The organism is Arthrobacter sp. ZGTC412, from assembly GCF_002929215.1.
Classification (GTDB): domain Bacteria; phylum Actinomycetota; class Actinomycetes; order Actinomycetales; family Micrococcaceae; genus Arthrobacter.
Window position 1 is genome coordinate 80,721 of record NZ_PJII01000015.1, and the last position, 16,793, is coordinate 97,513.

Here is a 16,793-nt window from a genome sequence, read left to right on the forward strand (position 1 = left end):
TCCGCTGCGCAGCCGTCCGCAGGACGGTTGAGCCGGTGGAGCGGGCACGTACGATCCGCAGGACAGCAGCAAAAAACAGAAAAACGCTTCTACAGCCCGAGCGCAGCGAGGACCGATCCCCTAACCCAAGTGCTGGATTGGCGAGGCTGGAGACGGTTCAGCCGTTACTCGCTCTTTAGGAGCACCTACGGGGTGCTGTTCTGGCGCGCAGCGAGGGCCCGCTGGTGGCGGTAAAGCGTTGCACGGCTCCATCCCACGAGCCGGGCGGCGTCTTCTGCAGTACGGCCCTTCGCGCGGGCGTCCTGGGCGATCGCCAGCTTGTCCGCGATGACGGCCGGGTTGGCCACCGGCCGGCCGAAGCGTATGCCGTTCTGCCTGGCGGCCGCGATGCCAGCGTTCACCCGCTCAACGATCAGCTCGCGCTCATACTCGGCGAGGGTGGCGAGCATATTCAGCATCAGCCGGCCAGTCGAGGTCGCCGGGTCGATGCCGTCCGAGATGGATCGGACATGGATGCCGCGGTCACGCAGAAGGGCCACGGTGTTCAGCACATCGATCAGCGATCGGCCCAACCGGTCGACCCGCCACACAACAACGGTGTCACCCGCCTCGGCGTACTCCAAGAGCCTTTTCATTCCGGGCCGCTCGATCGCAGTCTTGCTACCCGAAGTCACGTCAGCGAAGACGTCGCGCTTCTGCACCCCGGCGGCGACAAGCGCGTCTAGCTGCAGTTGGGCATCCTGACTGGAAGTACTGACACGCGTATATCCCAGATGTCTCACACGGCCATTCTGACTCGAAGTCTCCCGGACTCACCCAGGTGGAGGGTATTTCTGGGTTTGATGGAGTGCACCCTCTTTGGTTCTAAGCCTCGGCCGGCGTCAGTTTCAGTAGGACACTGGCTCCGGCCGCGAAGGTGAGTGCCGGATCCCAAGCACGCGCGGTTTCATAGCTCAGGAGCCGAAGGAGTCGACGATGAGACATCGCTGCGGATGGCTGAGCGTCCGATGGCCGCTGCAGCCCCAACAGTGGCCCACAGGCTGAGCAGGCCCGGGTGCCAGCCGATGCCCAATAGCCCCGCTACAGTCCAGAACGCGAATGTAGGCACTACAAAGAATGCCGCGACGTGGAGCCATTGATTCCGGATCGGACGCAGCAGGAACGCCAGCACCCAAGCCAGAGGGGCGCCGAACACCAGGGCAATGCCGTAGCCGTAAAAGAGCACCATTGCAGCCACACCCCAAAGATGTCCGCCATCGGTTCCTGACAACAGCGTAGGAACTGCATACATGACTACGACGACGAGGAATAGGACACCCACCCAGAGCGTGGTTGCGATCAGCCAACCCTTAATGAACGCGGGCGCTCGGAGAACCACTTTGTTCTCATCGGCTGCGCTATGCACAAGCGGATCCCCCGCGTCCCCCAACGTCATACGCCCAGCCTATCTACCACCGACGCCCGTTTAGGCGGTGCCAGAGCTGATGCGGACGGAGTTTCTGGCCTCCCGAGACCCAACGGCCCTACTAGGAATCTTGGCTCAAAAAGCCCATCAAGGACCGCTGTTGAGACAATTTACGGTGAGAGGCGTTTCCGAGACGTCGCCGACGGCCAGTTTCTCACTGCACCGGAGCTTCTCGCGCTACCCGCACCCGCGTCTTGAAAAGCTGCTGTTTTCCGAGACGGGCAGAAGGCTGGTCTGCAACTTATTTGTGTGGGTGGCTGAGGCTAAGTTGCAGGGCATGAAAGTCGAAGTGTTTCGTTGGGTGCGCGTAGACATCCCTGACCGTCATGGTTGGCGCGAAGAATGGATCCCAGCGATCCGGGAAGGGCATCGACCTCGACAGCGATGCGTTGCTCTCGAGGTCCAGTCTGCGTTTGATGGCGTTGATGGTCCTTTCCAGCTTCCGGGCCATCCTTCCCCGGTCGAAGTAGCGCGCCGCGCTGCGGGAGCCCCAGTAGTTGATGACATCGAAGGGCCGGGTGCCCGCGTTCAGGGCTGAGGCGAAGGCCCGGCCGACTGGAGTGGGGAATCGGCTGATGACGTGGACCAGGGGAAGCAGTGCCCGGACCACCATGTAGCCGAAAACCATGTGGAAGAGCAGTTCTTCATTGGTCCACTTCGTGCCTTTGCTCTTGCGGCGAAGATCGGCCACCGTGGCGCCCGCCAGCCAGGCATCGAGTTCGGCCCGCGCCCGGCCGTATCCGGCCAGGATCTCTTCCTTTGTCGGTTCCATATCGCCCTCCACGGTGCAGGCTCACTGTTCAGATGCGGTCGGAGCGGCGTTCGATCAGGAGGGTGTCGCGCCACTTCCCAATCAGTGGGCCGTGGGTCATGCGGGCGATGCGCTGGCGGCGGCCCACGATAGTGAACCCGTTGGCCAGGTGGAGTTTGAGGCTGGCGTCGTTCTCGGGGAAGACACTGGCCTGGATGGTCCAGATCCCATCGCGTTCGGTGGAAGCGATGAGTGCCTGGAGGAGGGCTGTGCCGATGCCCAGCCCTCGGGCGGCGGAGGCGACGTATACGGAGTGTTCCACCACACCGGCATACACGCGGCGGGAGGAGACAGGTGAGACTGCCGCCCAGCCTAGGGCGGTGCCGTCGGCGGAGGCTGCAACGTGGCGGTGCTTGGGCAGCCGCGACTGGTCGAAGGACTCCCAGTCCGGGGCGGAGGATTCGAACGTCGCGTGCCCGGCGTCGATGCCTTCCTGATAGATGCTCCGGGCCAGGGACCAGTCGCCCGGTTCCATGGCCCGGACGGTCAGGGTTGAGGTCACAGGTTTGCCAGGAGGTTTTATGCGCCAATATTGACATCCATCAATACATGGAGGCGGCCTACTGCCAGGGAGCTGGTTAGGAGCTGGCCTTGGCCTCGTGTGGAAGGACGACGTCGTCTGCGGCGTTGGCCGCTGCGGGGAAGAGGATGAGCAGGAGGCCCAGTCCGACTGCAGCGCCGACGAGCTGGGCGATGACGAACGCGGGCACAGAGGCCGGTGCGATGCCGGCGAAAGTGTCGCTGAAGATGCGGCCGACAGTCACGGCGGGGTTCGCGAACGACGTCGAGGACGTGAACCAGTATGCGGCGCCGATATAGGCACCCACCGCTGGCGCGGCGAGGACGCCCCGCTTGGTGGCGGCGAGGGTGAAGATCAGCAGGATGAGCCCCGCGGTTGCGACGACTTCGCCAAGCAGGTGGCCACCACTGGCGCGGTCCTTGACGGAGATGGAGGTGCCAACCTCAAACATGGCGTTCGCGACGACGCTGCCACCGATCGCACCGATCGTCTGCGAGACCACGTAGATGCCCACTTCGGGCAGGGTCAGGCCCGTGCCGCTGCGGTGCCCCAGGATCCAGTCCACGAGCGAGACGACGGGGTTGAAGTGCGCCCCGCTGACGGGCCCGAATACGAGGATCAGTACGGTCAGGCCCAGAACGGTTGCGGTGCTGTTCTGCAGCAGCTGCAAGCCAACGTCGGTGGGCGAAAGCTGCTGCGCCATGATCCCCGAGCCCACGACGATCATCACGAGCAGGCAGGTGCCGAGGAATTCGGCGACGGCACGGCGCCACAACGGCGGCTGGTTTGTAGTCATGACTCAAGCTTGACTCAAGATACTTACTCAGTCAAAATTGAGTCAATGAAAACTGATCCAGCAGCCGCTTTCCAGTTTCGCGTTGCGAAGCACGCTGCCCTAGCCGACCCTGCGCGGCTGCGCATCGTGGACCTGCTGACCCTTGGGGACTTCTCGCCCACAGAACTCCAGGCTGAACTGGGCATGCCCTCGAACCTGCTGTCCCATCACCTGCGGGCACTGGAAGGTGCCGGCCTGGCAACCCGCCACCGCTCGGAGGCTGACAAGCGGCGCAGCTATATCCGCCTCGCCGCAGGCGCGTTGGAAGGCCTCGCGCCCGGCGCCGAGCACGGCGCCACCCGGATCCTGTTTGTCTGCACCCGGAACAGTGCCCGCTCACAGATGGCTGCCGCACTTTGGCGGCAGGTCAGTGAAATCCCTTCAACTTCGGCCGGGACGCATCCGGCGGACCGAATCGCCCAAGGTGCCATCGATGTAGCCCGCCGCCATGGGGTGGAACTGCCGGTGGTTCCGCCGCGGAAGCTGGACGGGATCTCCGGCGGCGATTTCGTGGTCACGGTCTGCGATAACGCTCACGAGGAACTCACCAGCCCCGGCGGCATCCATTGGTCGGTGCCGGACCCGCTTCGGATCAACACCGACCAAGCCTTCGAGGACGCCTTCACCGACATCTCCCACCGCATCAACGACCTTGCGCCCCGGCTGCACGCCGCCTGACCGCGCTACCCCATCACCAAGCCCGGCGGGCCTCGCCAGAAAACCCCGGCTCCGCCTCTTCGTATATTGACAATCCTCAATGCATGGTCAGATACTCCATACATCGATCAGCATCAATATTTCAGTGCAGGATGTATGGGTGTGACGACTTCAACCAGACCGAAACACTTAACTGATTCCAGGAGACACCAGTGAGCACCGAAACCGCCAAGAAGCCCTCCGTTCTGTTCGTCTGCGTCCACAACGCCGGCCGCTCCCAGATGGCCGCCGCGTTCCTCACCACACTCGGCAAGGGCCAGATCGAAGTCCGTTCCGCCGGGTCCCAGCCCGCCGACAAGATCAACCCCTCCGCTGTGGAGGCCATGGCCGAGCTGGGCATCGACATGTCCGCCGAGGTCCCGAAGGTCCTGACCACCGAGGCCGTGAAGGAATCCGACGTCGTCATCACCATGGGCTGTGGCGATGAGTGCCCGTACTTCCCCGGCAAGCGCTACGAGGACTGGGTCCTGGAAGACCCGGCAGGCAAGGGCGTCGAATCCGTCCGCCCCATCCGCGACCAGATCAAGACCCGCATCGAAGGCTTGATCGAATCCCTTATCCCCGCTGCCAAGTAGCCGGTTCCGGACACCAGGAGAGACACCAGTGAGCAGCAACAACGAAACCCCAGCAGCCGTCAAGGCTGAACAGCTGATCATCATCGGTTCCGGCCCCGCCGGCTACACCGCCGCGATCTACGCCGCCCGGGCCGGCCTTGAGCCTTTAGTCCTGGCCGGTTCAGTGACCGCGGGAGGTGCGCTGATGAACACCACCGAGGTCGAGAACTTCCCGGGCTTCCCGGGTGGTATCCAGGGGCCGGAGCTGATGGACGGGCTGCAGGAACAGGCCGAGAAGTTCGGCGCCAAAGTACAGTTCGACGACGTCACCGAGGTCCAGCTGACGGGCCACCTCAAGCGCGTCGTCACCGGTGCGGGCGAAACCTATGAAGCCCCAGCCGTCATTCTTGCCACCGGTTCGGCCTACAAGGAACTCGGCCTGTCGAAGGAAAAGAAGTTCAGCGGCCACGGCGTCTCGTGGTGTGCCACCTGCGACGGGTTCTTCTTCCGTGAACAGGACATCATCGTTGTCGGCGGCGGCGACTCGGCAATGGAGGAAGCCACCTTCCTGACCCGTTTTGGAAAGTCCGTCACCGTCGTCGTGCGCAAGGACGAGCTGCGCGCCTCCCGGATCATGGCGCAGCGGGCCAAGGACAACCCCAAGATCAACTTCGCCTGGAACTCCGCCATTACCGACATCCACGGCGAGTCCAAGGTCACCGGCGTGACCCTGACCGACACTGTCACCGGCGAAACCCGACACCAGGCCGCCACGGGTATTTTCGTCGCGATCGGCCATGTGCCGCGCACCGAACTGCTGACCGGGCAGGTGGACCTGGACGCCGAGGGCTACATCAAGGTCGATTCACCCACCACGGTCACCAACCTCTCGGGCGTGTTCGCGTGCGGTGACGCCGTGGACCACCGCTACCGCCAGGCCATCACCGCTGCCGGGACGGGCTGCGCCGCTGCCCTCGACGCCGAACGCTACCTCGCGGCGTTGGAGGATGCGGACAGCATCGCCACGGCCCTGGTCGAGGAACCCATCCACGCCTAAACCCGACACGGGAGGAGGTGAGCTGAATGAGGACAGGATGCTGCGGCGACTCCGGTTGCTGCGACGACGATCAGGACTGCTGCTAACCCCCGCCACCAGCCGGTCCCTGCAAGGGACCGGCTGCACCCCGACCAACATCACCAAGAGATCAGAAACGAGGACAGCATGGATTCAGCGAAGAGCCCTCCCGTTGCCGTGATCGGCGCCGGGCCCGTTGGCCTGGCTGCCGCAGCCCACCTGCTCGAGCGCGGCTTGGAGCCGATGGTCTTCGAAGCAGGCCCGACGGCGGGCGCGGCCATCGAGCAGTGGCGCCACGTCCGGCTGTTCTCACCCTGGCGTTTCAACCTCGACGCAGCCGCCCTCCGCCTGCTCGAAACCACAGGCTGGGAATCACCCCGTCCCACCGCGCTTCCCTACGGCTGGGAGCTCATCGACAACTACCTCGCACCGCTTGCCGCCATGCCGCAGATCGCCTCAAGGCTGCAGGCCGGCGCACGCGTCACCGCCATCACCCGGCAGGGACTGGACAAAACCCACATCCGGAACCGGGACACCACCCCCTTCACCGTCCGCGTCGAACACAGCGACGGCGAGACCCGCGACCACACCGTGTCCGCCGTCATCGACGCTTCCGGCACCTGGTCCCGCCGCAACCCGCTGGGCACCTCCGGACTTCCCGCCATCGGCGAAGACACCGCCGCGGACCGGATCTCCGCCCCACTGCCGGACGTCGCCGGCCGGGACCGCGCAGCCTTCGCCGGACGCCGAGTCCTGGTAGTCGGCGCTGGGCACTCCGCCGCCAACACCCTCATCAGCCTCACCGACCTGGCCAAGGAGGAACCGGACACCCGCATCCTCTGGGTCGTCCGCGGCGCCTCGGCCGCGAAAGTCTACGGCGGCGGGGACCTCGATGGGCTGCCGGCCCGGGGCCAGCTCGGCGGCCGCGTCCGCCGCCTCGTGGAAGCCGGAAAGATTGAACTCCACACCAGCTTCGGCATCAGCTCGATCAAATCCCTGGACTCCTCCGTCATCGTGGGCGCTGTGGACGGCCGCACGATCGACGCGGACGTCATCGTGCCCTGCACAGGGTTCCGCCCTGACCTGGACATCCTGAGCGAACTGCGGCTCACCCTCGACCCGGCCGTCGAAGCCCCCATCGAGCTCGGCCCACTGATCGACCCGGAATTCCACTCCTGCGGCACCGTCCCGCCACACGGTGCGAAACTCCTGGCCCACCCGGACAAGGACTTCTATATCGTGGGCATGAAGTCCTACGGCCGGGCACCGACCTTCCTGCTGGCCACCGGCTACGAGCAGGTCCGCTCCGTCGTCGCGGCCCTGGCCGGGGACCATGAAGCCGCGGACACCGTCCAGCTCGAACTCCCCGAGACCGGCGTCTGCTCCACCGACGCCGGCACCGGCTGCGACGTCCCCGCACAACCCGGACCAGCGGAAACGAGCGGCTGCTGCACCACACCCGAACCGGTGCTGGTCGGCTTCCCTACGGGCCTGGCCCACGGCCGCTCCGGCATCAACTAACTCAAACCGTCACCGCTAAAGGAGTGCTGCCATGACTGAACACCGTGACACGAGCTTGGGGCTGCAGGACAACACAGAAGTCCTGCACCGCATCAGCGCCCGCCTCGGGGAAAGGTTCGCAGGGATTTTCGCGACCGAGACGGTTGAACGCTACGTCTTCGAGTCCTACACCGCCCTGGCCCGGACCGCCAAGATCACGAGCTACCTGCCCGCCACCACAGAGCACTTCGCCAGCGACCGGCTCAGTGCCCTGGCCAAGTCCAAGGGAGCCATCGCCTCGGAGGTGCCCGAGGTCTTGTTCGTCTGCGTGCAGAATGCCGGACGGTCCCAAATGGCCGCCGCCCTGCTCACCGTCGAGGCCAAAGGCCGAATCCACGTCCGCTCCGCCGGCTCCCTACCGGCAGCCGAACTGGACCCCGCCGTCGTGACAGTAATGTCGGAGATGGGCCTGGACGTGTCCCGGAACTACCCCAAACCCCTCACCGACGACGTTGTGCGCGCCTCGGACGTGGTCATCACGATGGGCTGCGGAGACTCCTGCCCCATCTACCCGGGCAAACGCTACGAGGACTGGGACCTGCCCGACCCAGCCGAGCAGCCCCTCGAAACGGTGCGGGAGATCCGCGACCAGATCCACGACCGGGTCAAAACCCTCGTCGACTCACTCACAAAGGAAACAACCCACTCATGACCGAAGAAACCACGTCGAAGAAACCGGCCGTGCTGTTCGTCTGCAGCAAGAACGGCGGCAAATCCCAGCTCGCGGCCGGCCTCATGCGGGATCTCGCGGGCGACGCCATCGCTGTCTTTTCCGCCGGTACCAAGCCCGGCAAGTCCCTCAACCCGCAGGCCGTGGACTCCCTGGCCGAGCTCGGTATCGACGTCACCGGCGAATACCCCAAACCGGTTACCGATGAGGTTTTGGACACGGTCGACGCTGTAATCGTTTTGGGCACTGAGGCCAAGCTTGAACCGCACGAGGGCACCCGCTTCGAGGTCTGGGAAACGGACGAACCCTCCGAACGTGGCATCGAAGGCATGGAACGTATGCGACTGGTCCGGGACGACATCAAGAACCGCGTCCAGAAGCTTCACGCGGAGCTCACCGGGAACTAGCCATGCCCACCCCGGCACCGTCTCGGACACTGGCTGCGGAGGGTGCACCACGCGGCGGCCTCGCCGCGCTGTGTGTAACCCAGACCACTAGCTGGGGCGTGCTCTACTACGCGCTGCTGACAGCGGTCAGACCCATCAGTGACGACACCGGCTGGGACCCGGCACTGGTCACCGGTGCCTTCTCCGCGGGACTGGTGGTATCCGCCGCCGCGGGCATCGCCGTCGGCAAAATCCTGGACCGGACCGGCCCGCGCAACCTGATGGTCGGCGGTTCACTGATCGGGGTCATGGCCGTTGTCGTGGTCGCCGGGGCACCAAACCTGCCAGTTTTTGCGGCCGCGTGGCTGCTGGCCGGAACCGCGCAGGCAGCGGTGCTCTACCAGCCGGCGTTCACCGTGATCAGCCGCTGGTACGGCCCGGCCCGGGTCAGGCCGCTGACCATCTTGACCCTGGTCGCAGGATTCGCGTCCACGATCTTCGCCCCGCTCACCGCGGCCCTCTGCAATGCGATCGGGTGGCGGGGAGCCTTCCTGGTTCTCGCCGGCCTGTTCGGGGCTGTGACGGTGCCACTGCACGCCCGATACCTCAACCGGTCCTGGCAGCAAGCCCGGTCAGACGCTCAGATGATCGAGGACACCGCACAGGTGCGCCTCATCCGCCGCAGCCGTGAATTCGTGGCCCTGCAGGCCCTTATGGTCCTGCTGTGCCTCGGCCTGTACACCGTGACGCTGAACATCATCCCCCTGCTGATGGAAAAGGGAGCCGATTACACCATCGCCGCCCTCGGCCTCGGCCTCATTGGAGCTGGACAGGTCGCCGGCAGACTGCTCTTCGCCGCCCTACCCGCCAAAGCACGCATTGTCATCGTCACTGGAACCGCTGCCGGGGCACTCCTTCTCCTCGCACTCCTCCCGGGGCCGGCGCCGCTGCTGATCGGAGCCGGGATGATCGCCGGAGCCATCCGTGGCTGCCAGACACTGCTGCAGGCCACAATCGTTGCCGACCAGTGGGGTGCAACTAGCCTCGGCACCCTGCAGGGCCACTTCGCCGCACCCCTCACCATCGTCACGGCCCTCGCCCCGGCCCTTGGCCCCACACTGGCATCGTGGTTCGGTTCCTTCACGGCCATGGCCTACGTCATGGCCGCCACAACCGGAACCGCCCTGATCATCTCCGAGGCGCATCATGTGCGAGGCTTCCATGTCCGATGAGGAACGGATGGAAGGACCCATTGTTCTCGGCGTGGAGTGGAGCTTCTCCGAGCACCTGATCAGGACAGCTGCTGTCCTGGCCGCTGCGCTGGACGAGCATCTCATATGCGCATTCGTCGACCCTGCCAGTTACCTGACGGAATGGGCGCCCATGAACCAACGGACAGCTCTCTCCCTGGACCCGAGCATCAACGAAGAAGCGGAATTCCCGTCGGAGCAGCTACAACAGAAGCTGGAAGCCATTCTCGGGAAACCCGGGCAGACCTGGTCGTTCCGCGTGCTCAACGGCGATGTTTCCAAGGCCCTCAGACGCCTCGCCGAGAACGCCGGTGCAGCCCTGCTCGTGGTCGGGGCCGGCCGGTCAGGTTCTCTGGCACGGCTGGACCGGGCCCTGGAAGGTTCCGTGCCCGCGGCCCTGATCCACCGCCAGCGGCGACCGGTCCTCATCGTCCCGGAGCCGCGTAACCCGCACCGATAGGGCTGTTACCAGCCAAGTAATCGGTCCGACCGTACGGTCAGCGTCCCCATGGCCAGAGTACGGAGCTCGTTAGGGTTCCCGTTAGGCAGCCATTGGCGCCACCCCTGATGAAACCGGGATGTAGGTGGTGCCGTCGCGGAGCATGGCCCACAGGACGTTCAGGCGGCGCCGTGCCAAAGACAGCATGGCCTGGATGTGGGATTTACCTTCGAGACGTTTGCGGTCGTAATAGCCGCGCGAGGCGGGACAAGACTTTAGGGCCGAAAGCCCGGAAAGGTAAAAGACGCGCAGCAAGCGCCGGTCGTAGCGCCTAGGCCTGTGGTTGTTTCCGCTGACCCTTCCGGAGTCCCTGGGAGCCGGGGCCAGCCCGACAACACCCGCGAACCGGTCAGCGGTTCGAAAAACCGTCAGGTCTCCGCCGGTAGCGCCGAGGAACTCAGCGGCCAGGACAGGTCCGAAGCCGGGCATGCTCAAGAGCACCTGCGTGTGTTGGTGTTCGCTGACTTTCTCACTGATCAGCGCGTCCAGTTCAGCTAGTTCCTCATACAGAGTAAGGATTTCCCGGGCCAATGCGGCGACAATCCCCTCCCCCATATGCTGCGCGGGAACGATAGTGTGCTGGGACTTCGCCGCCTCCACTGCTGCTGCCGCGATGGCAGCCGAGGACCGGGCTCCATGTTTCTTCAGCCATGCGTGAATCCTGGTTTCGCCTGCCCGGCGGATCCCGTCCGGGGTCCGGTGTTTGCTTAGTAGCAACAAGGCAGCCTTGGAACGGCTGTAATCGAAGGCCCGTTCCAATGCTGGGAAGTATTCCAGCAGCTGGGCCTGCAGCCGGTTGATCGCCCGGACCCGGTCCGCAGATTTGTCGGCGCGCCGGGCGGTGAGAATCCGCAGACCCGTACTGATTTCGTCCCCTGCACGCAGCGGCTGCAGGTCCCGGCGCATCCGCGCCTGGTCTGCAATCACGGCGGCGTCCTTGGCATCTGTCTTGCCATCACCCCGGTAAAGCTTGGAAGCGTGGTAGACCGTCCGGCCCGGAATGTAGAGGATGTTTTGTCCGTGGCCGACGAGCAATGCGATCAGCAGCGCCGGTCCGCCGTGGTTAAGGTCCGTCGCCCAAACCACCTCGTCCCCGGCTGCAAGCTCGAGGACGCTGCCAAGGAGTGCGAGCAGGGCTGGTTCGTCGTTGGGGATTCGCTGCGAGAGCAGCCGGTTTCCGTCGGCGTCGATCACAACGCAGTGATGATGGGCTTTGCCAGCGTCGATGCCGGCCCACAAGTGCACCAAGAACAGCCTCCAGTCTGTTAGATGGGATGGACCCAGCAGATAACCGCGCCGTCGTGTCCTTATCCGGCGATCATGTCGCGTCTCTCAATCAGCGGTCGGGTCATCGCGGGGTGGCGGGCGGCCAATCCTTCGAAACCGTCACGAAACCGTCCGGCAACAGCATCCAAGCCATACCCGCCTCCCCTGGGTAGCCACGACCTTACAGTGACCGCGGAACTGCACCCGGTAACAACATAAGGACAGCAGCCAAAAAACGTCGTAGACACACCAGGGCCAGGGGGTTCGGAGCTCTGCTACGGCGCACCCTGGACCCAACAGCCGGCCGCGAAGCGGACGCCCAACAACTGGTTAAAGCGCAGCGAAAACCAGTCTTGGCGAGCGTAACTGAGAGCGTCCTCCGTCATCGGCCGCTCCCCCAGTCGGCCGGTGGCGGTAGGGCCTGGAACTTCCACGCCAGTCCAGCCTGTGGCATGCTCGACGGCGTAAGCAGGAGGATGTTTACACCCAGAGGGTCCGCGTTTTGAGCGCGGACCCTCTGCTGCGCCCCCAGCGTGTCTAAGAAACCCCTACCGCGCTGGGTGTCTAGGGTCGAGGCATGGACAGGGACGGATCAGGGGAGCTGAAAGGGCAGACGTCGATCAACGAGCTGCTCGACGAGCCCGTCGGTGTCGTCCCGGTCCAGCTGGCGCTGCCGATCCTGGTGCAGGTGAAGCCGGGCCACTTCCGGCGAGTGTCCTGATTCTGCCGCCAGCCTAGGGCTGGCGGCCGACGGGTTCGTTCAGTACCACGGCCTACGTGCAAGTGGCCAGGATGCCCGCGATCGCGTTGTGCTCGGCTTGGGTGACCCAGAGGCTGTACTTGGCCTTGACGGCCACTTGTTTGGAGACGTATTCGCAGCGGAACGTCTTGTTCGGGGGCAGCCATGTGGCGGCATCCTTATCCCCCTTGGCGCTGTTCGTGCCACCGTCAGCTGCCATGAGGTTTAGGGGGTCGTTGGCGAGTTCTTTGCGCTGGTCGTCGCTGAGTTGCTGGGCGCCTTTTTGCCAGGCGTCTGACAGCGGAACGACGTGGTCGATCTGCACCGCTGCGCTTGTGTCCTGGCCGCGAACGAAGTCGATGGTCGTGCCGGTGTACTTGTCGGCCAGTGTGCCGGTGGCGACGACGCAGTTGTTGGTGCCGGGCTTGAAGGTCTCGTTGGTGAGGTCCCGGGCGAGGATGTCATTGCGGGTGTCACAGCCGTTGTGGTCCGTGTCGGACCAGGCCGGTCCGAACTCGTCCCGGCTGTAGCCGGTCTTCGCCGCCCTACCCTTGACCGGGATGCTGCCCAGCACAGCGATGGCGTTTGCGGCGTCACCGGCAGCACCCGGGGCGGGAGACCCGGCCGCAGTGCCGGGCGCGGAATCGATGGCCCCAAGGGCACGGGCTGCAGGGTCGCAGCCGACCAGGGATCCTGCCAGCAGCAGGGCGGTAAGGGCAGTCAACGTTTTGGCGGCAGTGCGGGTGATCTTCATGGTCCTAGGTGTGTGTCGGAGAAGATTTACGCTACCTGCGCCCGCCGACAGGCAAGGGAAGCAAGGTGATGGTGCCTGTCACACATTCCTGCCTGACGCAGGTCCAGAATCCCTTGCAAGTCCGTCGTCCACCCTTTGCGGTTGTTTGTACCGCCTGTTTTTGGGCTGGCGGCTCCCCCGCTGCCCCGCACACGAGTTGCCCTGGCCTCTGTCCATGATTGGGGGCAATTGGGGTTATCCACGGTTGAGCATTCTCGGGAGCCAGTGGGGAAGCTCCCCTTTCGGCAGCCGTAGCGGTGGATAACCCGGAAAAGAATTGTCCCCGGTTGTGGGCAGCGGCCCCGCCCGCGGCATCGAGGGCGGATCCCGCGGCCAGTGCAACATGGTGGAACATATCGGTAGCTTGCGGAGTCACTTTTGTAGGAATAGCTTCCAGAAGTTCACAGGATCAGCGGACCACGTCGTCCGGCGATTCTGGCCCGACGCCGCTTTCTATGGGATAGCCAGGAAGGAAACATGCCGCTGACCGACATCCTCCGAAGCGCACCGATCACCGTCCGCGGCGTCAAGGTCTAACTCCAGGGTGAAACCTAACTACGTTAGGAAGCACGCGTTTGACTGCCGTCCTGCTGGGCTAAGTCGTCGTAGGAGCGATCCGCTTATGATGAAGGAAGCGCGTCGATGAACGCGACCGACAGACTTTGACGCTCCCGCGGGTGTCCGTTTGGCCGAGACCAGCCGAAGGGGAAGTTGTACATGGCGACTATGGCCGATGTTGCACGTGTTGCTGGGGTCTCCAGGAGTACGGTTTCGTACGTCCTCAGCGGCACCCGGCCGATCTCCGACGTGACGCGGGAGAAAATTATCCGCGCGATGAAGGACCTGAAATACACGCCGAATGTTCTGGCTCAGGGCCTTGCCGGAAGACGCACGGGAATCATCGCGTTAATCTTTCCGCTGGGTGAGATCGGGTTTAATCTCACTGAATTTGAGTACATCCGCGCAGCTTCTGAGCAGGCGCGCGACGATGGCTACAACCTTCTGCTCTGGCCCTTTGCCGCAGACGACATCGAGGAAATCCGCAAGGTGGTCAATCAGGGCCTCGTCGATGGCGTGGTCCTGATGGAAGTCCTGACAGCGGACGAGCGTGTGCCCTTCCTACGGGAAGCGGACATTCCCTTCACGATGATCGGCCGGACAGCAGATCCGCGTGACTTGGCCTACGTGGACACGGATTTTGAGGCAAGCGGCTCAAAGGCTGTGGAACATCTCGCAAAATTGGGACACACGGAAATTGGGTTCCTTGCCCGGTCCCAGGCAGACCTGGACGCGGGCCATGGGCCCGTAGTGAGAACAAGGGACGCCGTACTCTCTGCGGCGAAAAAGTCGGGCATCCGGGCGCACGTATTCACTGCCTCGCCGACGTTCCCTGCCGGCTGGGACGTCTTTGAAGAAATCCGGAGAACGGCCCCGGGCCTGACTGCCCTCCTGGAGATCAATGAGCCGGCGACTCTTGGCCTGATGGCAGCCGCGGCCGAGCGGGGAATCCGGATTCCGCAGGATCTTTCCATCGTTGCCGTGAACGCCAGCGAGGGGGCGGCACAGATGAGTAAGCCCGCGCTGACCAGCCTGTCCCCGAGCCATGGCGATATGGCCCGGCTGGCAGTCAAGTATCTTGTCAGGCGCCTTCGCGGCGAAGACTATTCCTCGTTTCAGACGCTGGTCGTTCCCGAACTGATTGAACGCGGCAGCACAGCCGTCGCCTCCTCCTGAAAACTCGGAACGCGGCGGCGTAGCTCCCCAATGTGACCCTTGACACTCCCGCTTGCCTCTTCTATTGTTATTTATCGACGCGCGTCGACTAAGCGCGTCGACTATGCGCGTCGACGCGCGAATACATGCTCGCCCAATCCGGCACGCGATCCCCCGCCTTCCGGAAAGCAGAACAGGAAGCCCCAAACCTTGAGCACCAAAACCGCAAACACGCATGACGACATCAAGGACGTGTCGGATGTCAACTGGTGGCGCCAGGCCGCCGTGTACCAGATTTATCCGCGCAGCTTCTCCGATTCGAACAGGGATGGCCTGGGCGACATCGCGGGCATCACGGCCAAGGTCCCGTATCTGAAGTCACTCGGGATTGACGCCGTGTGGCTGAGCCCGTTCTACCCGTCGGCTCTCGCCGACGGCGGCTACGACGTGGACGATTACCGCGACGTGGACCCCAGGCTGGGCAGCCTGGCGGACTTCGATGAGATGACCGCCGCGCTGCGCGCCGCGGGTATCAGGCTGATCGTGGACATCGTCCCCAACCACTCTTCGGACCGGCACGAGTGGTTCAAAGAGGCCCTGGCCTCGCCGAAGGGCTCCGCTGCCCGCGAACGCTACATCTTCCGCGACGGCCTAGGGGCAAACGGCGAGCTGCCTCCCTCGGACTGGGATTCCAAATTCGGCGGCCCGGCCTGGGAACGCATCACAGAACCGGACGGCACACCCGGGCAGTGGTACCTGCACATTTTTGCCAAGGAACAGCCCGACTTTAACTGGGGCAACCCCGAAGTCCGTGAGGACTTCCTGAAGACCTTGCGCTTTTGGTCAGACCGCGGAGTGGACGGCTTCCGCATCGACGTCGCACACGCCCTGATCAAAGATCTCTCTGAGCCTATGCCCTCAAAGGCCGAGCTGCCCGTTGAAGGCACCGGAATTGATGGTTTGGTCGACGGCTCGCACCCGTTCTGGGACCGGGACGACGTGCACGAAATCTACGCCGAGTGGCGCAAGGTCTTCAACGAATACGCCCCGCCCCGGACAGCAGTCGCCGAAGCGTGGGTCCATGCAGACCGGCGGGCTCGCTACGCCAGCCCCGAAGGACTGGGCCAGGCCTTCAACTTTGACCTGCTGCAGGCCGACTTTGACGCCGGTCAGTTCCACAGCATCATCACCAAGAACCTGGCCGAGGCCGCAGCGACCGGAGCCCCGTCAACATGGGTCTTCTCCAACCACGACGTTGTCCGGCACGCCACCCGCTACGGCCTGCCCTCCGGGGGCGGACGCCATGGCCAGGAGTGGCTGCTGGATGGCGGTTCCCCGTCTGCTGTTGACGTAGAAGTCGGTCTGCGTCGTGCCCGCGCCGCATCCTTGCTGATGTTCGCCCTGCCCGGCTCCGCCTATCTGTACCAGGGCGAGGAACTGGGACTACAAGAAGTCGGCGACATCCCGGCTTCCGAACGCCAGGACCCCTCGTTCTTCCGCAATCCGGGCGTTGACATCGGCCGCGACGGCTGCCGCGTCCCGCTTCCCTGGACCACAGAAGGCATCGCGTTCGGATTCAGTGATGCCGCAGCACACCTGCCGCAGCCGGAGTGGTTCAGCGCCTACGCCGTCGAGGCGCAGGAGAGCACCGAGGGTTCCACTCTCGAGTTTTACCGGGCGGCACTGCGGCTGCGCCGCAGCCTCCAGACCGAAGAACAACTGAAATGGCTCAACCAAGCCGATGATTCGGTGCTGCACTTCATGCGGCCCAACGGCTGGCAGTCGTTAACCAACTTCGGCACCGAGCCCGTCGAACTGCCGGCCGGCACCGTCGTCATCAGCAGCAGTCCGCTGACGGATGGAAAGCTTCCGGCAGACACCACCGCCTGGATTATCTGACCCCCCGACCACGAACCCGGCGTCCCTGCCGGGTTCACTTA

General features: G+C 64.2%; 18 protein-coding genes. 11 read left to right on the forward strand and 7 right to left on the reverse strand.

Features of this window, described 5'->3' with window-relative positions:
• Positions 1-185 precede the first annotated feature (185 nt).
• From CXQ88_RS15950 to CXQ88_RS15970, 5 genes are all read right to left on the reverse strand, one after another.
• Positions 186-782, reverse strand: coding sequence for a recombinase family protein (locus CXQ88_RS15950; RefSeq protein WP_104045119.1), 597 nt, complete (start codon positions 780-782; stop codon positions 186-188).
• Positions 783-946: 164 nt separating this feature from the next.
• Positions 947-1,435, reverse strand: a complete 489-nt coding sequence (locus CXQ88_RS15955) for a hypothetical protein (RefSeq protein ID WP_104045120.1) — start codon at positions 1,433-1,435, stop codon at positions 947-949.
• Between the two features lie 271 nt (positions 1,436-1,706).
• Entirely contained in the window at positions 1,707-2,237 is a 531-nt protein-coding gene (locus tag CXQ88_RS15960; protein WP_104045121.1) for a DinB family protein, read from the reverse strand.
• A 28-nt stretch (positions 2,238-2,265) separates the two neighbouring features.
• Positions 2,266-2,751: a GNAT family N-acetyltransferase gene (locus CXQ88_RS15965; RefSeq protein WP_104045162.1), complete on the reverse strand. Its 486-nt coding sequence runs from the start codon at positions 2,749-2,751 to the stop codon at positions 2,266-2,268.
• Positions 2,752-2,854: 103 nt separating this feature from the next.
• A complete protein-coding gene (locus tag CXQ88_RS15970) occupies positions 2,855-3,592 on the reverse strand; it encodes an aquaporin (RefSeq protein WP_104045122.1) in 738 nt (245 codons plus the stop codon).
• A 45-nt stretch (positions 3,593-3,637) separates the two neighbouring features.
• On the opposite strand from CXQ88_RS15970, the gene CXQ88_RS15975 reads away from it, so the two are divergent.
• The 8 genes from CXQ88_RS15975 (at position 3,638) to CXQ88_RS16010 (ending at position 10,303) form a co-directional block, all read left to right on the forward strand.
• Positions 3,638-4,309, forward strand: coding sequence for an arsenate reductase/protein-tyrosine-phosphatase family protein (locus tag CXQ88_RS15975; protein ID WP_104045123.1), 672 nt, complete (start codon positions 3,638-3,640; stop codon positions 4,307-4,309).
• Positions 4,310-4,500: 191 nt separating this feature from the next.
• Positions 4,501-4,923 (forward strand): arsenate reductase ArsC, encoded by a 423-nt coding sequence (locus CXQ88_RS15980; protein WP_104045124.1) that lies wholly within the window; start codon positions 4,501-4,503, stop codon positions 4,921-4,923.
• A gap of 28 nt (positions 4,924-4,951) precedes the next feature.
• The gene (gene trxB, locus CXQ88_RS15985) at positions 4,952-5,959 is read left to right on the forward strand and encodes a thioredoxin-disulfide reductase (protein WP_104045125.1); all 1,008 of its coding nucleotides are present in this window, start codon (positions 4,952-4,954) and stop codon (positions 5,957-5,959) included.
• 165 nt (positions 5,960-6,124) lie between these two features.
• Entirely contained in the window at positions 6,125-7,498 is a 1,374-nt protein-coding gene (locus CXQ88_RS15990; RefSeq protein WP_104045126.1) for an FAD-dependent oxidoreductase, read from the forward strand.
• A gap of 31 nt (positions 7,499-7,529) precedes the next feature.
• Positions 7,530-8,189, forward strand: a complete 660-nt coding sequence (locus CXQ88_RS15995) for an arsenate reductase ArsC (protein WP_104045127.1) — start codon at positions 7,530-7,532, stop codon at positions 8,187-8,189.
• Positions 8,186-8,614: an arsenate-mycothiol transferase ArsC gene (locus CXQ88_RS16000; RefSeq protein WP_104045128.1), complete on the forward strand. Its 429-nt coding sequence runs from the start codon at positions 8,186-8,188 to the stop codon at positions 8,612-8,614. The genes CXQ88_RS15995 and CXQ88_RS16000 overlap by 4 nt, the downstream gene beginning before the upstream one ends.
• A 2-nt stretch (positions 8,615-8,616) precedes the next feature.
• The gene (locus tag CXQ88_RS16005; protein ID WP_104045129.1) at positions 8,617-9,825 is read left to right on the forward strand and encodes an MFS transporter; all 1,209 of its coding nucleotides are present in this window, start codon (positions 8,617-8,619) and stop codon (positions 9,823-9,825) included.
• A 7-nt stretch (positions 9,826-9,832) separates the two neighbouring features.
• On the forward strand, positions 9,833-10,303 hold the full coding sequence (locus CXQ88_RS16010) for a universal stress protein (RefSeq protein ID WP_258061933.1): 471 nt from the start codon (positions 9,833-9,835) through the stop codon (positions 10,301-10,303).
• A gap of 81 nt (positions 10,304-10,384) precedes the next feature.
• Here the strand turns inward: CXQ88_RS16010 and CXQ88_RS16015 are convergent, their stop codons facing one another.
• The gene (locus CXQ88_RS16015) at positions 10,385-11,590 is read right to left on the reverse strand and encodes an IS110 family transposase (protein WP_104045131.1); all 1,206 of its coding nucleotides are present in this window, start codon (positions 11,588-11,590) and stop codon (positions 10,385-10,387) included.
• A gap of 595 nt (positions 11,591-12,185) precedes the next feature.
• Here CXQ88_RS16015 and CXQ88_RS21920 point away from each other — a divergent pair.
• Positions 12,186-12,329 (forward strand): hypothetical protein, encoded by a 144-nt coding sequence (locus CXQ88_RS21920; RefSeq protein WP_181037563.1) that lies wholly within the window; start codon positions 12,186-12,188, stop codon positions 12,327-12,329.
• Between the two features lie 52 nt (positions 12,330-12,381).
• Here the strand turns inward: CXQ88_RS21920 and CXQ88_RS16020 are convergent, their stop codons facing one another.
• Positions 12,382-13,101, reverse strand: a complete 720-nt coding sequence (locus CXQ88_RS16020) for an HNH endonuclease family protein (RefSeq protein WP_104045132.1) — start codon at positions 13,099-13,101, stop codon at positions 12,382-12,384.
• Positions 13,102-13,857: 756 nt separating this feature from the next.
• On the opposite strand from CXQ88_RS16020, the gene CXQ88_RS16025 reads away from it, so the two are divergent.
• Together CXQ88_RS16025 and CXQ88_RS16030 are read left to right on the forward strand one after the other, a co-directional pair.
• Positions 13,858-14,874 (forward strand): LacI family DNA-binding transcriptional regulator, encoded by a 1,017-nt coding sequence (locus CXQ88_RS16025; RefSeq protein ID WP_104045133.1) that lies wholly within the window; start codon positions 13,858-13,860, stop codon positions 14,872-14,874.
• Positions 14,875-15,063: 189 nt separating this feature from the next.
• A complete protein-coding gene (locus CXQ88_RS16030; RefSeq protein ID WP_104045134.1) occupies positions 15,064-16,752 on the forward strand; it encodes a glycoside hydrolase family 13 protein in 1,689 nt (562 codons plus the stop codon).
• The last annotated feature ends 41 nt before the right edge of the window (positions 16,753-16,793 follow it).